21 protein-coding genes are annotated in these 21,914 nt (G+C 73.5%); 17 read left to right on the top strand and 4 right to left on the bottom strand.

Annotated features, from left to right (window positions below; translation table 11 throughout):
- Window positions 1–14: 14 nt before the first annotated feature.
- From dacB to ADJ73_RS07295, 10 genes are all read left to right on the top strand, one after another.
- Window positions 15–1,436 (top strand): D-alanyl-D-alanine carboxypeptidase/D-alanyl-D-alanine endopeptidase, encoded by a 1,422-nt coding sequence (gene dacB / locus ADJ73_RS07250; protein ID WP_050347719.1) that lies wholly within the window; start codon window positions 15–17, stop codon window positions 1,434–1,436.
- Between the two features lie 106 nt (window positions 1,437–1,542).
- Window positions 1,543–2,676 carry a zinc-dependent metalloprotease gene (locus tag ADJ73_RS07255; protein ID WP_050347720.1) on the top strand — a complete coding sequence of 378 codons (1,134 nt, stop codon included), beginning with the start codon at window positions 1,543–1,545 and terminating at the stop codon, window positions 2,674–2,676.
- Window positions 2,676–3,662, top strand: a complete 987-nt coding sequence (tilS, locus tag ADJ73_RS07260; protein WP_050347721.1) for a tRNA lysidine(34) synthetase TilS — start codon at window positions 2,676–2,678, stop codon at window positions 3,660–3,662. The genes ADJ73_RS07255 and tilS overlap by 1 nt, the downstream gene beginning before the upstream one ends.
- A 121-nt stretch (window positions 3,663–3,783) precedes the next feature.
- Complete coding sequence (hpt, locus tag ADJ73_RS07265; RefSeq protein WP_050347722.1) at window positions 3,784–4,335, top strand: hypoxanthine phosphoribosyltransferase; 552 nt, start codon at window positions 3,784–3,786, stop codon at window positions 4,333–4,335.
- 119 nt (window positions 4,336–4,454) lie between these two features.
- Window positions 4,455–6,527 carry an ATP-dependent zinc metalloprotease FtsH gene (gene ftsH / locus ADJ73_RS07270; protein ID WP_050347723.1) on the top strand — a complete coding sequence of 691 codons (2,073 nt, stop codon included), beginning with the start codon at window positions 4,455–4,457 and terminating at the stop codon, window positions 6,525–6,527.
- 2 nt (window positions 6,528–6,529) lie between these two features.
- Window positions 6,530–7,201: a GTP cyclohydrolase I FolE gene (gene folE / locus ADJ73_RS07275; protein WP_082176811.1), complete on the top strand. Its 672-nt coding sequence runs from the start codon at window positions 6,530–6,532 to the stop codon at window positions 7,199–7,201.
- Window positions 7,202–7,247: 46 nt separating this feature from the next.
- On the top strand, window positions 7,248–8,993 hold the full coding sequence (locus tag ADJ73_RS07280) for a phosphatidylglycerol lysyltransferase domain-containing protein (RefSeq protein WP_050347724.1): 1,746 nt from the start codon (window positions 7,248–7,250) through the stop codon (window positions 8,991–8,993).
- Entirely contained in the window at window positions 8,990–9,886 is an 897-nt protein-coding gene (gene folP, locus ADJ73_RS07285; RefSeq protein WP_050347725.1) for a dihydropteroate synthase, read from the top strand. The genes ADJ73_RS07280 and folP overlap by 4 nt, the downstream gene beginning before the upstream one ends.
- Complete coding sequence (gene folK, locus ADJ73_RS07290) at window positions 9,883–10,782, top strand: 2-amino-4-hydroxy-6-hydroxymethyldihydropteridine diphosphokinase (protein WP_050347726.1); 900 nt, start codon at window positions 9,883–9,885, stop codon at window positions 10,780–10,782. The genes folP and folK overlap by 4 nt, the downstream gene beginning before the upstream one ends.
- Window positions 10,776–11,255 carry a DUF3180 domain-containing protein gene (locus tag ADJ73_RS07295; protein ID WP_050347727.1) on the top strand — a complete coding sequence of 160 codons (480 nt, stop codon included), beginning with the start codon at window positions 10,776–10,778 and terminating at the stop codon, window positions 11,253–11,255. The genes folK and ADJ73_RS07295 overlap by 7 nt, the downstream gene beginning before the upstream one ends.
- An 11-nt stretch (window positions 11,256–11,266) precedes the next feature.
- Here ADJ73_RS07295 and ADJ73_RS17300 read toward each other — a convergent pair whose 3' ends face one another.
- Window positions 11,267–11,857, bottom strand: coding sequence for a hypothetical protein (locus ADJ73_RS17300; RefSeq protein WP_050347728.1), 591 nt, complete (start codon window positions 11,855–11,857; stop codon window positions 11,267–11,269).
- Window positions 11,858–11,912: 55 nt separating this feature from the next.
- On the opposite strand from ADJ73_RS17300, the gene lysS reads away from it, so the two are divergent.
- The 7 genes from lysS (at window position 11,913) to ADJ73_RS07330 (ending at window position 18,717) form a co-directional block, all read left to right on the top strand.
- The gene (gene lysS / locus ADJ73_RS07305) at window positions 11,913–13,445 is read left to right on the top strand and encodes a lysine--tRNA ligase (RefSeq protein ID WP_050347729.1); all 1,533 of its coding nucleotides are present in this window, start codon (window positions 11,913–11,915) and stop codon (window positions 13,443–13,445) included.
- 70 nt (window positions 13,446–13,515) lie between these two features.
- Window positions 13,516–13,677 (top strand): lysyl-tRNA synthetase, encoded by a 162-nt coding sequence (locus ADJ73_RS16925; RefSeq protein WP_156188161.1) that lies wholly within the window; start codon window positions 13,516–13,518, stop codon window positions 13,675–13,677.
- 106 nt (window positions 13,678–13,783) lie between these two features.
- Window positions 13,784–14,107, top strand: coding sequence for a histone-like nucleoid-structuring protein Lsr2 (locus ADJ73_RS07310; RefSeq protein WP_050347730.1), 324 nt, complete (start codon window positions 13,784–13,786; stop codon window positions 14,105–14,107).
- Window positions 14,108–14,111: 4 nt separating this feature from the next.
- Window positions 14,112–14,876: a (2Fe-2S)-binding protein gene (locus ADJ73_RS07315; protein ID WP_050347731.1), complete on the top strand. Its 765-nt coding sequence runs from the start codon at window positions 14,112–14,114 to the stop codon at window positions 14,874–14,876.
- 1 nt (window position 14,877) lies between these two features.
- The gene (locus tag ADJ73_RS07320) at window positions 14,878–15,288 is read left to right on the top strand and encodes a nuclear transport factor 2 family protein (RefSeq protein WP_050347732.1); all 411 of its coding nucleotides are present in this window, start codon (window positions 14,878–14,880) and stop codon (window positions 15,286–15,288) included.
- 200 nt (window positions 15,289–15,488) lie between these two features.
- Window positions 15,489–18,041, top strand: coding sequence for an ATP-dependent Clp protease ATP-binding subunit (locus tag ADJ73_RS07325; protein WP_050347733.1), 2,553 nt, complete (start codon window positions 15,489–15,491; stop codon window positions 18,039–18,041).
- A gap of 136 nt (window positions 18,042–18,177) precedes the next feature.
- Window positions 18,178–18,717, top strand: a complete 540-nt coding sequence (locus ADJ73_RS07330; protein WP_050347734.1) for an amino-acid N-acetyltransferase — start codon at window positions 18,178–18,180, stop codon at window positions 18,715–18,717.
- A gap of 128 nt (window positions 18,718–18,845) precedes the next feature.
- Here ADJ73_RS07330 and ADJ73_RS07335 read toward each other — a convergent pair whose 3' ends face one another.
- The 3 genes from ADJ73_RS07335 to disA all read right to left on the bottom strand — a co-directional run bounded on the left by ADJ73_RS07335 (window position 18,846) and on the right by disA (window position 21,820).
- Entirely contained in the window at window positions 18,846–19,730 is an 885-nt protein-coding gene (locus ADJ73_RS07335; RefSeq protein ID WP_050347735.1) for an SGNH/GDSL hydrolase family protein, read from the bottom strand.
- Between the two features lie 120 nt (window positions 19,731–19,850).
- The gene (locus tag ADJ73_RS07340) at window positions 19,851–20,720 is read right to left on the bottom strand and encodes an A/G-specific adenine glycosylase (RefSeq protein ID WP_050347736.1); all 870 of its coding nucleotides are present in this window, start codon (window positions 20,718–20,720) and stop codon (window positions 19,851–19,853) included.
- 41 nt (window positions 20,721–20,761) lie between these two features.
- Window positions 20,762–21,820: a DNA integrity scanning diadenylate cyclase DisA gene (disA, locus tag ADJ73_RS07345; RefSeq protein WP_050349301.1), complete on the bottom strand. Its 1,059-nt coding sequence runs from the start codon at window positions 21,818–21,820 to the stop codon at window positions 20,762–20,764.
- Between the last annotated feature and the right edge of the window lie 94 nt (window positions 21,821–21,914).

Genomic DNA, 21,914 nt, shown 5'->3' on the forward strand with positions numbered 1-21,914 from the left:
GAACCGTGCGACGGATGACCGTAATCACCTGCATCGCGACGCTCGGTGTGGGCCTTGCCACGTATGCCACGCTCGACGCCTACGACCGGGTCCCCGGGATCCTCACGATCGACCCTGACCCGAGCGCCGTGCCCGTCCCCGCGCCGGTCACCGGGTCGCCCGTGGCGCGGGTGCCGGTCCCGTCCCCGACGACCCCGAGCCCGACCGCCGCGCCGCTGCCGTCTGGAGCCGGGATCAGGGCGGCCCTCGGCGCCCGGCTCACCGACCCGCGCCTGGGCGAGGTCTCCCTCACGGTCCGGGACGGTATGACGGGAGCGCACCTGCTCGACGTGGCCGCCGACACCCCGCGGACCCCCGCCTCCACCACCAAGCTCCTCACCGCCGCCGCGGTCGTGCCGTCGCTCGGGCCGGACACCCGGCTCGCCACCAGCACCCTGCTGGCCCCGGACGGGACGCTCGTGCTCAAGGCCGGCGGGGACACCCTGCTGGGCCGTGGCGCCTCCCGGCCCGACGCGGTGGAGGGCCACGCGGGGGTGGCGACGCTGGCGGCCGACACCGCCCGGGCGCTGCGGGCCGCTGGCCGGACCGCCGTCACGCTGCGGCTGGACAGCTCCTACGCCGCCGGGCCGGACTACGCCCCCGGCTGGCCGCGCTCCTTCTTCGAGGAGGCGATCGTCGGCAAGGTCACCACGCTCGGTCTCGCCGACGGCCTCGTCGCCCCCGGCCGCCCCGGCCCGACCGACCCGGCCGAGGAGGTCGCGCAGGTGCTGCGCGACGCGCTCCGCAAGGACGGGATCACCGTGACCGGAGACCTGGCCCGCGGGACCGCGCCGGTGCCCGGGGCCACGCCGCTCGCGGCCGTCACCTCAGCGACGGTGGCCGACCAGATGGCCGTGGCGCTGCAGCGCAGCGACAACGCGCTCGCCGAGTCGTTGGCCCGCCAGGCGACGGCGCGCGCCGGGGCCGTCCCGGCGGGGCGCCCGGTCGGCTTCGGGGACGCCGCGGCGTGGGTGCAGGCCGAGCTGGCGCGGCGTGGCTACGACACGAGCGGGGTGCGCCTCGCCGACTCGAGCGGGCTCGCCGCGGGCACGACGGTGCCGGCGCGGGTGGTCGGCGACGTGGTGACCGCCGGCACCACAGGCCGCGAGCCGGCGCTCGCCCGGGTCGTGCAGGACCTGCCCGTCGCCGGGCTCTCGGGGACCCTCGGCGGCCGCTACGTGAGCGGCCCGGCCCTCCCGGGAGCGGGGGTGGTGCGGGCCAAGACGGGCACGCTGACCGGGGTCAGCTCGCTCGGGGGGACCGTCGTGGACCGCGACGGGCGCACCCTGGCCTTCGCGCTGATCGCCAACGAGGTCCCGGCCGCGACCGGCACCGAGGGGGGGCGGGCGGCGCTGGACGCGCTGGTGGCGCGGCTCGCCGGCTGCGGCTGCCGGTGATCACCGATGACGCCCTCGCCCGGAGTCGCCCGGAGTCGCCGGGAGTCGCCGGGAGTCGCCGGGAGTCGCCGGGAACGGATCACGCCACCAAGAGGTTGAGCAGGACATGAGCCAGGACTCCAGGCAGGACCTGCACCACGGCGCCGACCGCTCCTCCGAGCCCGTCAGGCCGGTCGGGCCCGTCGGGTCCGTCGGGTCCGTCGAGCTCGTCGACTGGGACTTCGCGGCGGCCACCGCCCGTCGACTCGTCCCCCGAGGGCCCCGCGTGAGCCGCGCGGAGGCCGCCGACGCGGTGCGCGAGCTGCGGGCCGCGGCGGCGGCGTCCGCCCAGCACGTCGCCGACACCTCCCACCTGCACGCGCCGGCGAGCGCCGAGCCCGCCCGGGTCGTGGACCGCCCCGGCTGGATCGACGCCAACGTCGAGTCGCTGCGGGGCATGATCGCCCCGGTCACCGACAAGCTCCTCGCCGCCCGCCCCTCGGGGGTCGGCCCTACCGCGGCGGCCGTGGGCGGCAAGGTCACGGGCGGTGAGACCGGCGCCCTCATGGCCTTCCTCGCGAGCAAGGTCCTCGGGCAGTACGACCTCGCCCCCGGCGGCACCCCCCGCCTGCTGCTGGTCGCGCCCAACGTCGTCGAGGTGGAGCGCGAGCTCGACGTGGACCCTCGCGACTTCCGGATGTGGGTGTGCCTGCACGAGGAGACGCACCGCGTGCAGTTCACCGCCGTGCCGTGGCTGCGCCAGCACCTGCTGGACCGCACCCGCGAGCTGTCCGTCGAGCTCGTCCCCGACGCCGACCAGCTGGCCGCCCGGCTGGCCCAGATGGTCCGCAACCTGCCCGACGTGCTGCGCGAGGGCGGCAACGGCCTGTCCGACCTGGTCACCACGCCGCAGCAGCGGGAGGAGATCGCCCGGATCACCGCCGTCATGAGCCTGCTCGAGGGCCACGCCGACGTGATCATGGACGACGTGGGCCCCGCGGTGATCCCGACCGTCGACCGCATCCGCACGACCTTCGACCAGCGCCGCGGCGGCCGGTCCTCCCTGGACCGGGTGATCCGCCGGCTGCTCGGGCTGGAGGCCAAGATGCGGCAGTACTCCGAGGGCGCGGCCTTCGTGCGCGGGGTCGTCGACACCGTCGGCATGGACGGCTTCAACCAGGTGTGGACCTCCCCGGAGACGCTGCCCACCCCCGCCGAGATCGGCGACCACCGGCTCTGGCTGCGCCGCGTGCACGGCTGATGGCCGGACCGCCCCCCGGGGTCGCGGCGGTCCGGAGGGCGGTCCGCGCCCTGCTCGACGACCTGCCCGAGGGGCTGGTGCTCGTGGCCTGCAGCGGGGGCACCGACTCGCTCGCGCTGGCCGCCGCCGTGGCCTTCGAGGTCGACAAGACCGGTCGGCCCGCCGGGGCCGTGGTCGTCGACCACGGCCTGCAGGCCGGCTCGGACGCCGTGGCCGAGCGGGCCGCCCGCCGGTGCGAGCAGCTCAGCCTGCGCCCGGTCGTCGTGCGGCGCGTCACGGTGACCGGGGGAGCGGGCCCGGAGGACGCCGCCCGCGAGGCGCGCTACGCCGCGCTCGACGCGGTCGCGACCGAGCTCGGCGCCGTCGCCGTGCTGCTCGCCCACACCCGGGACGACCAGGCCGAGCAGGTCCTCCTCGGGCTCGCCCGAGGCTCGGGCGCGCGCTCCCTGGCCGGTATGCCGCCCCGCCGGGGCCGCTACCACCGGCCGCTGCTCGCCGTGACCCGCGCGGACACGGCTGCGGTGTGCGCCCACGACGGCCTCGAGCCCTGGCACGACCCGCACAACCTCGACCCCACCTATGCCCGGGTGCGGGCGCGCGGCGCCCTCGCGTCGTTGGACGAGGCGCTGGGCCCCGGCATACGGGACGCACTGGCGCGCACGGCCGACCAGCTGCGCGCGGACGCGGAGGCGCTCGACGACCTCGCCGCCGCCTGGCTCGCCACCCACCAGCGGGCCGACGGGCTGCCCGCCGCGCTCCTCGCCGGCGAGCCCGCGGCCGTGCGGACCCGGGTGCTGCACCGGGCCGCGCTCGCCGCGGGGGTCCCGGCGGGGGCGCTCACCGCGGTGCACGTCGGCGCCCTGGACGCCCTCCTCACCCGGTGGCGCGGACAGGGGCCGGTCAGCCTGCCCGGGCCCGTCACCGCCTCCCGGACCCCCGGCGCCGACGGCCGGATCGTCCTCACGGGCCCCCATCGGGTTGAATGACCTGGTGGCGATCGAGCGATCGCCCGTCCGGTGCCGCGCCCGAGGGGGCCGTGGACCGGCATACTGACCGAGGCGATCCCGGCCCGACGGGCCGGACCGGCCCACCGACCGAGGAGGCGTAGTGGAATCCCGCCACATGGGCGACGACCTGGCCGCGGTGCTCTACACCGAGGAGCAGATCCAGGCACGGCTGGCCGAGCTGGCCGACCAGATCTGGCGCGACTACGAGGGCAAGGACGTCCTGCTCGTGGGGGTGCTCAAGGGCGCCGTCATGGTCATGGCCGACCTGATGCGGCACCTCCCCGGCAGCGTGGAGATGGATTGGATGGCCATCTCCTCCTACGGCTCGGGCACCAAGAGCTCCGGCGTCGTGCGGATCCTCAAGGACCTCGACACCGACATCACCGACCGGCACGTGCTCATCGTCGAGGACATCATCGACTCCGGCCTGACCCTGTCGTGGACCCGCTCCAACCTCGAGTCCCGCCGCCCGGCGTCGCTGGAGATCATGACGCTGCTGCGCAAGCCCGACGTGGTCAAGGTGCCGATCGACGTGCGCTACGTCGGCTTCGACATCCCCGACGAGTTCGTGGTCGGCTACGGCCTGGACTACGACCAGCGCTTCCGCAACCTGCGCGACATCGGGACCCTCGCCCCGCACGTCTACCAGTGACGGAACACCCCCCGGCGCTCGCACGTTGAGCCTCTCGGCGACGACCGGACCGGTCGCCGCACTCCTCGGCCTCGGCCGACCGCTTGATCAGGAAGGACGGGGTCGCTCCCCGCACGTACATGGATCCGAAGCGCATCTTCCGCAGCCCCTGGCTGCTCGTCGCCCTGCTCACCCTGCTCCTGGCCGGCTGGCTGACCCTGGGTGAGCAGACCGACTACCGCGAGGTCGACACCTCCGCCGCCGTCCAGCTCATCCAGCAGGACAAGGTCGAGTCCGCCAAGCTCGTCGACGGCAACCGCGTGGACCTGACGCTCAAGCCCGGCAACGAGTACTCCGAGGGCAGCGTCAAGAACGCCAAGCACGTGCGGGCGCACTACATCGAGCCGCGCGGCCCCGAGATGGTCAAGCTGCTCGACGCGCACAAGCCGCCCAAGGGCTACGACGAGCAGCCCCCGACCGACTCGCCCTTCCTGTCGCTGCTCGGCTACATGCTCCCGCTGCTGCTCTTCGGCGCCTTCGCGTGGTTCATTATGAGCTCGATGCAGGGCGGCGGCTCCAAGGTCATGCAGTTCGGCAAGTCCAAGGCCAAGGTGGCCACCAAGGACATGCCGCAGGTGACCTTCGCCGACGTCGCCGGGGCAGACGAGGCCGTCGAGGAGCTGCAGGAGATCAAGGAGTTCCTCGTCGAGCCGGAGAAGTTCGCGGCCGTCGGCGCCAAGATCCCCAAGGGCGTGCTGCTCTACGGCCAGCCCGGCACCGGCAAGACCCTCCTCGCCCGCGCGGTCGCCGGCGAGGCGGGCGTGCCCTTCTTCTCGATCTCCGGCTCGGACTTCGTCGAGATGTTCGTCGGCGTCGGTGCGTCCCGCGTGCGGGACCTCTTCGAGCAGGCCAAGCAGTCCGCCCCCGCCATCATCTTCGTGGACGAGATCGACGCCGTGGGTCGCCACCGCGGCGCGGGTCTCGGCGGCGGGCACGACGAGCGCGAGCAGACGCTCAACCAGCTGCTCGTCGAGATGGACGGCTTCGACGTCAAGACCAATGTCATCCTCATCGCGGCGACCAACCGCCCCGACATCCTCGACCCCGCGCTGCTGCGCCCGGGCCGCTTCGACCGGCAGATCGCGGTGGAGGCCCCCGACATGCTCGGGCGGCACCACATCCTGCAGGTCCACGCCAAGTCCAAGCCGCTCGCGGCCGACGTCGACCTGATGGCCGTCGCCCGGCGCACCCCCGGCATGACCGGCGCCGACCTCGCCAACGTCCTCAACGAGGCGGCCCTGCTGACGGCCCGCTCCAACCTCCTGCAGATCACCAACGCCATCGTCGACGAGGCCATCGACCGCGTGATCGCCGGGCCGCAGAAGCGGACCCGCATCATGTCGGCCAAGGAGAAGAAGATCACCGCCTACCACGAGGGCGGGCACGCCCTGGTGGCGGCGGCGATGCGGCACACCGACCCGGTCAGCAAGATCACGATCCTGCCGCGCGGCCGCGCCCTGGGCTACACGATGGTGCTGCCCAACGACGACAAGTACTCCACCACGCGCAACGAGATCCTGGACCAGCTCGCCTACGCCCTCGGCGGGCGCGTGGCCGAGGAGATGATCTTCCACGACCCCACCACCGGCGCCTCCAACGACATCGAGAAGGCCACCGGGCTCGCGCGACAGATGGTCACGCAGTACGGCATGTCCGAGCGGATCGGCGCGGTCAAGCTCGGCCAGGAGCAGGGCGAGGTCTTCCTAGGCCGCGACTACGGCCACCAGCGCGACTACTCCGAGACCGTCGCCGGGGTCGTCGACGAGGAGGTCCGCCGCCTCATCGACTATGCCCACGACGAGGCCTGGCATGCCCTCAACGACAACCGCGACGTCCTGGACCGGCTGGTCCTGGAGCTGCTGGAGAAGGAGACGCTGGGCCGCGACGAGCTGGCCGTCGTCTTCGCCGACGTGGTCAAGCGGCCGGAGCGGCCGGTCTGGCTGTCCAGCCAGGACCGTCAGGTCAGCGACCGGCCCCCGGTGCTGACCCCCGCCGAGGAGGCCGCGCTGCAGTCGGGCGAGCCCGAGGTCGTCGAGGTCGTCCAGGAGCAGGTCGACCACCAGGTCGGTGACAACCCCGACCCCGAGCGGGAGTATCCCCCGACCCAGGTGATCGAGCTGCCCGGCGACGACCGGGTGGACCCCGGCCGGTGACGATGACGGGCGGTGACGAGGCCCTCGACGCCAGCCCGGCCGCCGGGTCGGCGGCCGCGTCGGAGCGCGCCGCGTCGGACCGCGCCGGCTGCCCGCCGGTGGTCGTGGACCACGCCCGGGCCGAGGCGGCGGTGCGCGAGCTGCTGCTCGCGATCGGGGAGGACCCCGACCGGGAGGGGTTGCGCAACACTCCGGCGCGGGTGGCCCGGGCCTACGACGAGATGTTCGCCGGGCTGCGCCAGGACCCCGGGGCGGTGCTCGACGCGGTCTTCGAGATCGGCGGGCACAGCGAGCTGATCATGGTCCGCGACATCGAGGTCTACTCCACCTGCGAGCACCACCTCGTGCCCTTCCACGGGGTCGCGCACGTCGGCTACATCCCCGGCAAGGACGGCCGGGTCACCGGCCTGTCCAAGCTCGCGCGGCTCGTCGACGTCTACGCGAAGCGCCCCCAGGTGCAGGAGCGGCTCACCACCCAGATCGCCGACGCCCTGATCGACCACCTCAACCCCGGAGGGGTCATCGTCGTCATCGAGTGCGAGCATCTGTGCATGTCCATGCGCGGGGTGCGCAAGCCCGGCTCCCGGACCCTGACCTCGGCCGTTCGCGGTCAGCTGCGGGACCCCGCGACGCGAGCCGAGGCGATGCAGCTCGCGCTCGGCGGCCGGGGCTGAGACCATGCCAGCGGCACCGAGCACGGCACGAGACCAGGGGGGCGACGTGGCGGGATCCACGAGGGCGGACCGGCCTGTCTACCTGCCGGCACCGGTCAAGGCACTGATCGCCCGGGTGGCCCGGCCCTCCCGCATCCCCGTGGTCGCCGGACGGCTCACCTATGTCCTGGCCGCGGTCAACGTGCTGGCGGCGCTCTTCCGCAGCTGGCGCCAGCAGATCCTGCACCTGCCGGTGGTCGGGCCCGGCATGATCGCCTCCACCGCCGTCGCCGCGATGGTCGTCACCGGCATCCTGCTGGTCCCCCTCGGCCACGCGCTGACCCGGCGCAAGCGCCGAGCCTGGGCGGTCGCGCTGGCCGTGCTCGCGCTCACCGTCGTGCTGCACGTGGTGCGGCTGCAGCTCGTCGCGGCGCTGCCCGGCGTGGTGCTGATCGTCGTCCTGGTCCGCTACCGGCGCGAGTTCCACGCCGAGGGGGACCCCCGCACCCGGTGGCGGGCCCTGTGGGCCTTCCTAGGCCTCGGTCTGGTCAGCGTCGTCATCGGCTACCTCTCCCTGGCGGTCCGCGCCGACCGGATGCTCGCCGAGCCGGCCTCTCCGGTCTCGATGCTGGGCTACGTCCTCGGCGGCCTCGTGGGCATGGGGGAGGGCCTGCACTTCCGCCACGAGCGGACCCAGGACGCCATGGACCTGACCCTCGGGTCGCTCGGCCTCATGACCCTCATGGTCACGGCCTACCTGGCGCTGCGCTCGCCCGAGCAGCGGCCCGAGCTGACCGACGAGGACGACGAGCGGCTGCGCGCCCTGCTGGGGCGCCACCCCGACTCGCTCGGCTACTTCAACCTGCGCCGCGACAAGTCCGTCGTGTGGTCCGACTCCGGCAAGTCCGCCATCGCCTACCGCGTCGTCAACGGCGTCATGCTGGCCTCCGGCGACCCGATCGGGGACCCCGAGGCGTGGCCCGGCGCGATCGAGCGCTTCCTCGAGCTCGCCGAGCGCCACGCGTGGACGCCCGCGGTGCTGGGCTGCTCCGAGCGGGCCGGGATCGTGTGGACCCGCGACACCGACTTCGAGGCGCTGGAGCTCGGGGACGAGGCGGTCGTCGACACCGGCAGCTTCTCCCTCGAGGGCCGGGCGATGCGCAACGTCCGGCAGATGGTGCGCCGCATCGAGCGCGCCGGCTACTCCACCCACGTTTCCCGCATCGGGGACCTCACCCCCGAGCAGTGCGAGACCATCCGGGCCGACGCGCAGGCCTGGCGCGGGACCGAGACCGAGCGGGGCTTCTCCATGGCCCTGGGGCGCCTCGCCGACCACGCCGACCCCGAGGCGGTGCTCGTGACCGCGGTGCAGGAGGGCCGGGTCCGCGGCTTCCTGCAGTTCGTCCCCTGGGGCAAGGACGGCATGTCGCTGGACGTCATGCTGCGCGACAAGACCGCCGAGGGCGGCCTCAACGAGCTCATGATCGTGGCCGCCCTCACCAGCGCCCCGAGCATCGGGATCCGGCAGGTCAGCCTCAACTTCGCGACCTTCCGAGCCGTGCTCGAGCGCGGCGAGCGCCTCGGCGCCGGGCCGGTCACCAAGGTGAGCCGCAAGGTGCTGGTCTTCCTGTCCCGGTGGTTCCAGATCGAGAGCCTCTACCGCTTCAACGCGAAGTTCGGGCCCCGCTGGCAGCCGCGCTTCCTCGTCTTCCCGGCCTCGAGCTCGCTGCCGCGCATCGGGATCGCGGCGCTGGAGGCCGAGGCCTTCCTGACCTGGCCCCGCCTGACGCTGCTCAAGGGACTCACCGGATGACGGTGCCCACGACCCCGCCCCGGGGCCGCCCCCACCTCATGGGGGTCCTCAACGTCACCCCCGACTCCTTCAGCGACGGCGGCCGCTGGCTCGACACCCGCGCCGCGGTGGAGCACGGCCTGGCCCTGGTCCGCGACGGCGCCGACCTCGTCGACGTGGGCGGGGAGTCCACGCGCCCGGGAGCGACCCGGCCGAGCGCCGAGGAGGAGCTGGACCGGGTGGTGCCCGTCATACGGGCGCTCGTCGCGCAGGGCGTCACCGTCTCGGTGGACACCATGCGCGCGCAGGTCGCCGCCGCCGCCGTCGAGGCCGGCGCCGCGATCGTCAACGACGTCAGCGGTGGCCTGGCGGACCCGCGGCTGGCCGAGGTCGTGGCCGGCACCGGCGCGACGATGGTGGTGCAGCACTGGCGGGCCCACGGGGCCACGATGCAGTCGAGGGACCACCTGGACTACGACGACGTGGTGACCGACGTCGTGCGCGAGCTGCGGCAGCGGGTGCGCGAGCTGCAGGCCGCCGGCGTGCGCGAGGAGCAGCTCGTCCTGGACCCCGGCATCGGCTTCAGCAAGCACGCCGAGCACAACTGGACGCTGCTGGGTCGGCTGCCCGAGCTGCACGCGCTCGGCCGACCCCTCCTGCTCGGCACCTCCCGCAAGGCCTTCCTCGGCTCCCTGCTCGCCGCCCCCGGCGCGGACGGCTCGCTCGTCCCCCGGCCGCCCGCCGAGCGGGACACGGCGACGGCCGCGACCAGCCTGCTCGCCGCCCAGGCCGGGGTGTGGGGCCTGCGGGTCCACGACGTGCGCGCGAGCGCCGACGCGCTCGCGGTCCTGCACGCCTGGACCGCCCGTATGCCGTCCGCCCCGTCCCCCGAGGCCACCGAGGCCAGCGCATGAGCGGCGACCAGATCCGGCTGACCGGGCTGCGCGCCCGCGGTCGTCACGGGGTGCTGCCCGAGGAGCGGGTGCTCGGCCAGGAGTTCGTCGTCGACCTGGTCCTGCACCTGGACCTGCAGGCCGCCGCGGCCACCGACGACCTCGCGGCGACGGTGAGCTACGCCGAGGTCGCCGAGACCGTCCACGCGCTCGTCACCGGGGAGCCGCACGACCTGATCGAGGCGCTGGCCGGGCGGATCGGGGCACGGCTGCTCGCCGACCACCTGCCGCTCGAGCTGGTCGAGGTGACGGTCCACAAGCCAGCGGCGCCCATCGCCGTGCCCTTCGGCGACGTGTCGGTGACCGTCGTCAGCCGCCGCGACGCCCTGGTCGTCGTCGCGCTCGGCGCCAACCTCGGCGACCCCGCGCAGACCCTTGCCCAGGCCGAGCGGCGGCTGCGGCGGGTCCCGGGGCTGCGGGTCACCGCCCGCTCCGGGCTCTACGAGACCGACCCGGTCGGCGGCCCCGACCAGCCGCCCTACCTCAACGCCGTCGTCGTCGGGCGCACCCGGCGCTCGCCCGCGGCGCTGCTCGCCGAGCTGCACCGGATCGAGGAGCGGCACGGCCGCACCCGCGAGGTCCGGTGGGGCGCCCGCACCCTGGACCTCGACCTCGTCGCCTACCAGGTCGCCGGGCAGGACGTCGTCAGCGACGACCCCTCCCTGACGCTGCCGCACCCCCGGGCCCACGAGCGCGGCTTCGTGCTCGTGCCGTGGGCTCAGGCCGACCCCGACGCCGTGCTGCGGACCCCCGCGGGCGAGGTCCGCGCCGTGGCGCAGCTCGCCGAGGAGCGGGCGGCGGACGGCATACGGCCCGGCCCGGACTGGCCCGAGCGTCACCGGGGCGGGCCGTGCTGAGGGGCGGCCGCGGGCTCACCGCGGGCGTCGCGGCGGCCGTCGCGGCCGTCGTGCTGCTGGCGTCCTACGTCGGGCTGGCGTGGTGGAGCGAGAGCGGGCACGCGCTGCCTCCGGCGGGCTACCTCGCGGTGCTGCCGCCGCTGCTCGTCGCCGCGATGGTCCTCGCCGGTGCCTGGTCGGTGCGTCGGACCGTGCGCGGCGCCCGGCCCTCCGGCCCGCACGACGGGCTGCGGGGATACCGGGTGCTGGTGCTGTGCCAGGCCGCCGCGCTCACAGGGGCCGTCCTGGTCGGGTGGTATGCCGCCCTCGCCGTCGTCGGTCGCGCCCAGCTGGCGCTCGCGGGCCTGGGCTCACCGGCCGCCGCGGCGCTCGCCACCACGGTCGCCGGGGTGCTGCTGGTGGCCGCCGGGCTCGTCGGTCAGTCCTGGTGCCGCCTGGACGACGACCCGCCCGAGCTCGACCAGCCGTCCTGACCCGGGAGCGCTCACGGGCAGACGGGGTTGCTCTCCACCTTGGTCGCCCAGCCCTGGTCGTCGAGGGTGATCTTGACGATCGCGGCCTGGTCGGGCAGCGCCTGCAGGTCCTGGAGGGTGGCCTTGGCCGTCGCGGCCGGCGCGTCCGGGCTCGTGCAGGTCTGCCTGACGATCTGCGCCGCCGGGTCCACCGGGATCCGGAACGAGATGGCGTTGCGGTTGCTGAACGACGCGCCCGAGGAGGGCGTCAGGTCGATGCCGGTGCGGCCCACCGAGCCGTCCGAGCGGCCGCGCACCGTCCACCGGTCCAGGACGATGACCTGGTTGCCGCCCTGCTGGTCGACGGACGTGATGGTGCCGAGGTCGAAGGCCCGGCCCCGGACGGCGCTGCGCAGGTCGGGGTTGCGGGTCGCGGTGGGGGTGGGCGTCGGGGTCGGCGCCGCCGTCGTCGGGGCGGTCTTGGCCGTCACCGTGACCGTGGGCGTCACCGTGACGGTGACGGGCGGGGCGTAGCCGGTCGACAGGGCCGTGCACCCCGAGACGGACGCGGCGGCCCCGACGGCGAGAACGAGCGCCAGGGGGCGGCGGGTGCGAGGCGACATGGTGGCGGCTTCCTTTCGTCGGGAGCCAGTGTCCCGCGCCACTAGGCTTGACCCCATGACCGACACCCCCGAGCAGACCCAGCAGCCCGAGCCGCTGGCGCCCGACCAGGACGTCCCCGAGCAGATGCGGGTGCGGCGCGAGAAGCGTCAGCGGTTGCTCGACAGGGGCGAGGCGCCCTACGCGGTGTCGGTGCCCCGCAGCCACACCCTGGCCGAGGTGCGCGAGGGCTGGGACCACCTGGAGACCGGGGAGGAGACCCAGGACGCGGTGGGGGTCGCCGGGCGGGTCGTCTTCCTGCGCAACACCGGCAAGCTGTGCTTCGCCACCCTCCAGGAGGGCCCCGGCACCCGGCTGCAGGTCATGCTGAGCCTGGCCGAGGTCGGGCCGGAGGCGCTCGACGCCTGGAAGGCCGACGTCGACCTCGGTGACCACGTGTGCGTGCAGGGCCGCGTGATCCGCAGCCGCCGCGGCGAGCTGTCGGTGATGGGCACCAGCTGGTCGATGGTCAGCAAGGCGCTGCGCCCGTTGCCGACGCTGCACAAGGACCTTTCCGAGGAGACGCGGGTCCGGCAGCGTTATGCCGACCTGATCGTGCGTCAGGAAGCCCGGGACATGGTGCGGCTGCGCGCGACGGTGCTGCGCTCGATCCGGGCCACCCTCGACGGGGTGGGTTTCGTGGAGGTCGAGACGCCGATCCTCAATCTTTCCCATGGTGGTGCGGCATCACCCTTCGTCACGCACCTCAATGCCTTCGACATCGACATGAACCTCCGTTCCTACACCGAGCTGTGGCTCAAGCGCGCGGTCGTCGGCGGCGTGGACCGGGTCTACGAGATCGGCAAGGTCTTTCGCAACGAAGGGGTCGACTCCACGCATTCTCCGGAGTTCACCGAGCTCGAGTTCTACGAGGCGTATGGCGATCAGTTCACCGCTGCCGACCGCACGCGCGCCATCATCCTGGATGCCGCCGAGGCGACCGGTCGCGGCACGACGCTGACGGACTACCGCGGCCGCGAGATCGACCTGTCGGGGGAGTGGCGCTGGCTGCCGATCTGCGAGGGCGTCAGCGACGCGCTGGGCGAGCAGGTGACGGCCGAGGAGGACCCCGACAACGTCGCCCGGCTTCGGCGCCTCGCCGAGGGCCGGGACATCGCGCTCAAGCCGGGCTGGGGCGCGGGCGAGATCATCCTCGAGCTGTTCGAGCAGCTGGTGGAGGAGACGCTGATCCAGCCGACCTTCGTGTGCGACTACCCCGAGTCGGTGCGCCCGCTCGCCCGGGCCCACCGCTCGGCGCCCGGCCTGGTCGAGGCGTGGGACCTCATCGTGGGTGGCGTCGAGCTGGCGCCGTCCTACACCGAGCTCGTCGACCCGGTGGTGCAGCGGGAGCGGCTCACCGCGCAGGCGGTGCTGGCGGCCGGCGGCGACGACCAGGCCATGGAGCTGGACGAGGACTTCCTGCGGGCGCTGGAGTACGGCGCGCCCCCGATGGGTGGCACCGGCATGGGCGTCGACCGGTTGATCATGCTGCTCACCGGCACCGGAATTCGCGAGACGATCCTCTTCCCGCACCTGAAGCCGCAGCAGTGATCACGGCTCGACGATCATGATCCGATCCGGTCGGGTCACCGACAATCCCGGGAGGTGAAATACCGTGGACATGGCATGGAAGGTCTTCATCGCGCTGGCACCGACGGCCGGAGTGCTCTTCATCTTCTGGCACGTCATGAAGAACGTCCTCGAAGGTGATCGGCGTGAGCGGATCGCGCACGCGCAGTGGGAGCGTGAGCAGCAAGAGCGCGAGACCGACCGCACCGAATGATCCTCGCCAAGAATTCAGTCTTTGACCAGGAGCATCACGGGGCCCTATCTTTTGTCGTCAGGGAATTCTCCCTCGTTTTCCCGTCACCGACCAAGGAGCAGACACAATGGCCCAGCGCATTCAGGTCATCCTCGAGGACGACATCGACGGCGGCGCCGCTGCGGAGACCGTGAGCTTTGCGCTCGACGGCGTGAGCTACGAGATCGACCTGTCCGAGGACAACGCCGCCAAGCTGCGCGACGACCTCGCCTCCTGGGTGGGCCACGCCCGCCGGTCCGGCGGCCGCAGGACCACCGGCCGCAAGCCCGCGGCGAGCCGCGGCGGCAACCTCAACGAGGTCCGCGAGTGGGGCCGGCAGAACGGCTTCCAGGTCTCCGACCGCGGCCGCGTCTCCGCCGAGCTGCAGCAGGCCTACGACAGGGCCCACTGACCACGTGGCCTACCCGCTGGCCGGCGGCGAGCTCGAGCTCGCCTGCGACCTCGTCTCCACCCGCATCGCCTGGCTCGACCTCACGGTCGCGCCGGGCGATGCGGCGTCCGGAACGCCTCACGTCGACACCGCGGCGGTCGCCGCCGGGACCGAGCGGGGTCTCGAGCAGCTGGCCGCCTGGCGGGAGCGGGTCGCGCGGGGCTGGCGGCGCACCTACGCCGCCGGCTCGCAGCCGCCGCCGCACGTGGCCGCGACCTTCGTGCTGGGGTGGTACCTCGACGCGCTGGCCTACCCCGCGGCCCTCGCGGCCGAGGTCGGGCCGTGGGTGCTCGACGTCGCGCCCGGCGCCCTGGTGATCGAGCCGCACCCCACCCAGGGCTACCCGCACCGGGTCCGGCTGGCCCCGGGGGCCCAGCATCAGGTGGTGGCCGCGGCGGGGGTCCGGCGGGCCCGCGCCGAGCAGCGCTACCGGGAGCACGCGGAGCGGGTGGCCGGTGCGTATGCCGCCCCCGGCGTGCGGATGTCCAGCCGGCAGCGGCTCGGGATGGTCGACGACGTGTGGCACCTGGCGTCGCGGCAGGCTCTGGCCGCGGCCGGCAGCCCGATCGGCGACCGCCCGCAGGACACGGAGCGTGACTGGCTGCGGGCGTCCTGCTGCTTCATCTACGCTCTGCCGGGGGCCTCGGTGTGCATCGCGTGCCCCCGCCGCGTTCGTCGCGGCATCCCCTCGACCACGACGACGCCCGGGTCCCCGCGCCCCGAGGAGTGACATGCCCGCCAGCACCGAGCCGCACCCGCCTCAGCCGTCGCAGCAGCCGCAGGACCCGAGCACCGCGGAGCTGGAGCGGGTGGTGGAGCTGGAGATGCAGCTGCTCGACCCGCAGCTGCGCCGCGACCCCCTGGGCGTGCAGGCGCTGCTGCACGAGTTCTTCAGCGAGTTCGCCCCGAGCGGTCAGGTCTACGACCGTGACTCCATGCTGGACGCTCCGGTGGACGACTCGACCAGCTCGCTGACCGTGGACCGGCTCGAGGCCGAGCTGCTGGCGCCCGGCGTGGTGCTGGTGACCTACCGCGCCCACCGCTCCCAGCGGGCCGCGTGGCGCTCCTCGACCTGGTTGCTGACCGACGCCGGGTGGCGGCTGCGCCACCACCAGTCGACCCCGGTGCGCGGCGACAGCTGACGGCATACGGGACCGGCCCGTCCGCTCAGAGCGAACACCCGGCAGGGGTGAGCACGGAACACCCACGGCGGGGCGGGCGTTGACGACGTCAGGTCACGGGCTCCAGCAGGCCGTCCGCACCGGACGGGGCCGCAGGGCGGGGGTCCGTCACACGACGCAGCTAGCATCGAGGCATCTCGATAGCGAGGAGACAACCAGAGATGTTCGAACGGTTCACCGACCGGGCCCGTCGAGTCGTGGTGCTCGCGCAGGAAGAAGCGCGCATGCTCAACCACAACTACATCGGGACGGAGCACATCCTGCTCGGCCTGATCCACGAGGGTGAGGGCGTCGCCGCCAAGGCCCTCGAGAGCCTCGGCATCTCCCTCGAGGCCGTGCGCGAGCAGGTCCAGGACATCATCGGCCAGGGTCAGCAGGCCCCGACCGGTCACATCCCCTTCACCCCCCGGGCCAAGAAGGTCCTCGAGCTGTCGCTGCGCGAGGCGCTGCAGCTCGGCCACTCCTACATCGGCACCGAGCACATCCTGCTCGGGCTCATCCGCGAGGGCGAGGGCGTCGCCGCCCAGGTCCTCGTCAAGCTGGGCGCCGACCTCAACCGCGTCCGCCAGACGGTCATCCAGCTGCTCTCGGGCTACCAGGGCAAGGAGACCGCGGGGGCCGGTGTCGGCGCCGCCGCCGGCGGCCCGCAGGAGGGCACCCCCGCCGGCTCGCTGGTGCTCGACCAGTTCGGGCGCAACCTGACCCAGGCCGCCCGCGACGGCAAGCTCGACCCCGTCATCGGGCGGGCCAAGGAGATCGAGCGGGTCATGCAGGTGCTGTCCCGCCGCACCAAGAACAACCCCGTCCTGATCGGCGAGCCCGGCGTCGGCAAGACCGCCGTCGTCGAGGGCCTCGCCCAGGACATCGTCCGCGGCGACGTGCCCGAGACGCTCAAGGACAAGCAGCTCTACACCCTCGACCTCGGCGCGCTCGTCGCCGGGTCCCGCTACCGCGGTGACTTCGAGGAGCGCCTCAAGAAGGTGCTCAAGGAGATCCGCACCCGCGGGGACATCGTGCTGTTCATCGACGAGATCCACACGCTCGTCGGCGCCGGCGCGGCCGAGGGCGCCATCGACGCCGCCAGCATCCTCAAGCCGATGCTGGCCCGAGGCGAGCTGCAGGTCATCGGCGCCACCACCCTGGACGAGTACCGCAAGCACATCGAGAAGGACGCCGCCCTGGAGCGGCGGTTCCAGCCGATCCAGGTGGCCGAGCCGACCCTCGCGCACACCATCGAGATCCTCAAGGGGCTGCGCGACCGCTACGAGGCGCACCACCGGGTGTCCATCACCGACGCCGCGCTGGCCTCGGCCGCCAACCTCGCGGACCGCTACATCAACGACCGCTTCCTGCCGGACAAGGCGATCGACCTGATCGACGAGGCCGGTGCGCGGCTGCGCATCAAGCGCATGACCGCCCCGCCGGAGCTGCGCGAGTTCGACGACAAGATCGCCGCGGTGCGCCGGGAGAAGGAGGCCGCGATCGACGGCCAGGACTTCGAGAAGGCAGCCGGTCTGCGCGACGACGAGCGCAAGCTCGTCGAGGCCAAGGCCGAGCGGGAGAAGCAGTGGAAGTCCGGTGACATGGACGTCGTCGCCGAGGTCGACGACGAGCTGATCGCCGAGGTCCTGGGCGCCTCCACGGGCATCCCGGTCTTCAAGCTGACCGAGGAGGAGTCCAGCCGGCTCCTGCACATGGAGGACGAGCTGCACAAGCGGATCGTCGGCATGGACGACGCCATCAAGGCGCTGTCCCAGGCCATCCGCCGCACCCGCGCCGGGCTCAAGGACCCGCGTCGCCCCGGTGGGTCGTTCATCTTCGCCGGCCCCACGGGCGTCGGCAAGACCGAGCTCGCCAAGGCGCTCGCCGAGTTCCTCTTCGGCGACGAGGACAGCCTCATCCAGCTCGACATGTCCGAGTTCGGCGAGAAGCACACCGCGTCGCGGCTGTTCGGCTCGCCCCCCGGCTACGTCGGCTACGAGGAGGGTGGCCAGCTGACCGAGAAGGTGCGCCGCAAGCCGTTCTCCGTCGTGCTGTTCGACGAGGTCGAGAAGGCCCACCCGGACATCTTCAACTCGCTGCTGCAGATCCTGGAGGACGGTCGCCTGACCGACTCCCAGGGCCGGGTCGTGGACTTCAAGAACACCGTCATCATCATGACGACCAACCTCGGCACCCGGGACATCTCCAAGGGCGTCTCGCTCGGCTTCTCCGCGGGCGCGGACACCGGCACCTCCTACGACCGGATGAAGTCGAAGGTCTCCGAGGAGCTCAAGCAGCACTTCCGGCCGGAGTTCCTGAACCGCGTCGACGACGTCATCGTCTTCCCGCAGCTCACGCAGGACGAGATCGTCCAGATCGTCGACCTGTTCATCGCGCGGCTGGACAAGCGGCTCAAGGACAAGGACATGGGCATCGAGCTCACCAAGGCCGCCAAGGAGCTGCTCGCCAAGCAGGGCTACGACCCCGTCATGGGGGCCCGGCCGCTGCGGCGCACGATCCAGCGCAACATCGAGGACGTGCTGTCGGAGAAGATCCTCTACGGCGAGCTGACCGCCGGCGAGATCGTCCTCGTCGACACCGACGGCGCCGAGAAGGACGCGCAGTTCACCTTCACCGGCACCCGGGGCACCGACGTCCCGGACCTGCCGCCGCTGGACGTCGCCCTCGAGGGTGGCCGTGACGGCGGCGAGGCGACCGGGTCCGAGGGCTGACACCGGGCGCGCCATACGGGCCGGCCCTGACCGCACCGCGCGGTCGGGGCCGACCGCTGTCCGCGGACTGGTGCCGCCCGACCGGGGCGGCCCGCCGCGGGCTAGGTTGTGCCCCTCGGGCGACGAAAGGTGCGACGTGAGCACGGACCAGGTCGACGACGGCGCGGCAGCAGCTGCGCCCTCCGTGGTGGTGCGCCGCGCGCGGACCAGCGACGTCCTCGCGATCCGCGCGCTGGTCCAGCCGTATGCCGAGCGCCGGATCCTGCTCGCCAAGGACGCTGTCTCCTACTTCGAGTCGGTGCAGCAGTTCCGGGTCGCGGAGCTGGACGGGCAGGTCGTGGGGTGCGGCGCGCTGCACGTCTTCTGGGAGGACGTCGCGGAGGTGCGCACCCTCGCGGTCGCGGAGAGCGCTGTCGGGCACGGCGTCGGCGGCCGGCTGGTCGAGGCGCTGCTGCAGGACGCCCGCGACCTCGGGGTGAGTCGCGTCTTCTGCCTGACCTTCGAGGTGGACTTCTTCGCGCGGCACGGGTTCCGCGCGATCCAGGGCGCGCCGGTGACGCCGGACGTGTTCGCCGAGCTGGTGCGGTCCTACGACGAGGGCACGGCGGAGTTCCTGGACCTGGACCGGGTGAAGCCCAACACCCTCGGCAACACCCGCATGCTGCTCTCCTTCTGACCCCCGGCTCCATCCCGCCCCGGCCCCACCCCGCCTCTACCCTTCCCTGCCCTGCCCTGCCCCGGATCGTGGACGTTATGGGTCACCTGGGGACCCAAACCGACCACGATCGTGGGGTGGGGGGCTCGTCACCCGAGCCGTATACCGCCCGCCAGCTCCTCGGCCCACGCACGGCACCCCGCGGGCCCGGGGTGGAACCCGTCGGCGGCGAGGTGGTCGGCGCCCAGCGGCAGGTCCCGGATCGGCACGAACGTCGCGTGGTGGCGTCGGGCCGCGTCCGCGAGGGTCGCGTCGAGGGTGCGGGCCCGCCGGGCGAGGAGAGCGGCGAGCGGCCGGGGCAGCAGCGGCATGGCGGTGGGGTCGGGCAGGCCGCTGACGACGACCGCGGCGCCGGGGGCGGTCGCCGTGATGCGGTTGACCAGCGCCTCCACGTCCCGTGCGAACCGCCGGGGCCGGTGCCCCCGCACCAGGTCGTTGACCCCGGCGGCGACCACGACGACGTCGAGCGGCGAGCGGGCGAGGCGGTCGACGAGGTGGGTGGTGCAGTAGTCGACGGTGGCCCCCTCGGCCGCCGCGGTGCGCCACTCGACCTGGCGCTGCTCGCGGTCGGCGAAGACCAGGGCGAGCTGGGCGGCCAGGATCTCCTCGGGAGCGTCGCAGCCGATGCCGAGGGCGGTGGACTCTCCGAGCACGGCGAGCCGGATCGCCGTGCTGCCGTCGCGGAGCGCCTCCGGGGTGGCGACCCCGGACTCGGCCTCCGCCGGGGCCTCGAGCTTGGGTGCGCGGGCCGCGATGCGGCGGTGCACGGCTCGCCGCAGCCCGCCGCGTCGGGCGTCAGCGTCACCGGCAGGTGCGATGTCAGGGCCGCCGGCAGGTGCGACGTCAGCCACATCGGCTGGGGCCGAGCCGGGCTGGGGGGCGGTGCCGCCGGGGCCGGTGCTGCCGGGGCCGGGGCGGCGCACGGCCCTCTGCACGGCGTCGACGTCGATCTTGCGGGGCACGATGCGAGGCATGGCTCCATCCTCGCCCCTGCGCACCGCGTTGCGCCCCCGGTCTCCCCCCGATCGTGGTCCCCTTGTGCGTCTGGGGGACCAAAAGCGTCCACGTTGGCGGAAGAGGGGGCGGGGAAGGGGTCAGGCGGGGAGGCGGTAGCGGCCGCGGCCCACGGGTTCGACCAGGCCGTCGGACACCAGGCCGTCCAGGCAGCGCATCCGCCGCACCTCGTCGTCCGGGCACGCCACCGCCAGGTCGGCCAGCCGCACCGGCCCGTCGGAGGCCCGCAGCACCGCCATCATGGCGCCGCGGATCTGCCGGTCCGTGCCCGCCCAGCCCTGAGCCTTGCGCGCAGGGCCGTCGTAGGGCGGGGAGCCGGCGCGGCGCCATACGCACCGGTCGGCGACGGGGCACTGACCGCACCGGGGGGACCGCGCGGTGCACACGAGCGCGCCGAGCTCCATCACCGCGACGTTCCAGACCCGGGCGACGGCGGGGTCGGTCGGGACCAGCGACGCCGCCACGGCCGTCTCGGCGCGGCTCAGGGAGGGCGCCGGCAACGCGACCCCGGTGACCGCCCGCGCCTGCACCCGGCGCACGTTGGTGTCGACGACCACGGTCCGCTCGCCGTGCGCGAAGCAGGCCACCGCCGCCGCGGTGTACGTCCCCACCCCGGGCAGCGTCAGCAGCGTGGCCTCGGTGGTGGGGACGACGCCGCCGTGCTCCTCGGTGATCACGGTCGCGCACTGGTGCAGCCGCAGCGCCCGCCGCGGGTAGCCGAGCCGTCCCCACGCGCGCACCGCGTCGCCCGCCGGGGCCAGCGCGAGGTCTCGCGGCGTCGGCCACCGCTCCATCCACTGGACCCAGGCCGGCAGCACGCGCGCGACCGGGGTCTGCTGCAGCATGACCTCGGACACGAGCACGCCCCAGGCAGAGCAGGACTCGTGGCGCCAGGGGAGGTCGCGGGCGTGGTCGGCATACCACTGCAGGATGGGCTCGTGGAGATCCATGACGTATGCCGCGCCCGCCGGCTCGCGGCGTGCTGACTCGCTCAGACGTAGCGCTCGAGGATGCTGGACTCGGCCAGGCGCGACAGTCCCTCGCGCACGGCCCGGGCGCGGGACTCGCCGACGCCCTCGACGTCCATGAGGTCCTCCAGGCTGGCCGCCAGGAGCCGCTGCAGCGAGCCGAAGTGGTCGACGAGCCGGTCGACGATGGTTGCCGGGAGCCGCGGGATCTTGGAGAGCAGTCGGAAACCGATCGGGCTGACGGCCTGGTCGAGCACGTCGGCGCTGCTCGGGAAGCCGAGCGCCCGGGCGAGCAGCTGCAGGTCGATGAGCTCAGGCGTGGACAGGCCCGCGAGCTCGGCGAGGCCGCTCTGGACGGGCGCCTCGTCGGGGGTCGTGGCCTCATGCAGGTAGTCGCGGATGACCAGCTCGCGGTCGTTGCCGAGCCCCTGCAGCAGCTCCTCGAGCTGCAGCTTGAGGAGCCGGCCGTCGGTGCCGAGCTCGACGACGTAGCCCTCGATCTCCTCGCTGATGCGGCGCACCATCTCCAGTCGCTGCAGGACGGCCATGACGTCGCGGACCGTGACGAGGTCCTCGATCTCCAGGGCCGACAGCGTGCCGGTGACCTCGTCGAGGCGCGCCTTGTAGCGGCCGAGGGTGGCGAGGGCCTGGTTGGCGTGGGACAGGATGGCGGAGGAGTTCTCGATGACGCGGCGCTGGCCGTTGACGTAGAGCGCGATGATCTGCATCGACTGGCTCACCGAGATCACGGGGTAGCCGGTCTGCTTGGCGACGCGCTCGGCGGTGCGGTGGCGGGTGCCGGACTCGCTGGTCTCGATGGAGGCGTCGGGCAGCAGCTGGGTCGCCGCGCGCACGATGCGCCCGATGTCCCTGGTCACCACGATGGCGCCGTCCATCTTGGCCAGCTCGCGCAGCCGCGTGGCGGAGAACTCGATGTCGATGGGGAAGCCGCCGGTGGAGATCTGGTCGACGAGCTTGTCGTTGCCGAGCACGATGAGCGCGCCGGTGCGGCCGCGCAGGATCCGCTCGAGGCCGTCGCGCAGCTCGGTGCCAGGGGCCACCGCGGCCAGGGCCGACAGCATCAGGTCGTCGTCCGACCGGTCCACGCGCTCTCCTTGTCCTCGACGGCGTCCCCCTGCCGTCGACGCTCCGGGCGACGCGTGGTTGCCCGCACGT

The sequence above is a fragment of the Arsenicicoccus sp. oral taxon 190 genome (genome assembly GCF_001189535.1).
Lineage (GTDB): Bacteria > Actinomycetota > Actinomycetes > Actinomycetales > Dermatophilaceae > Arsenicicoccus.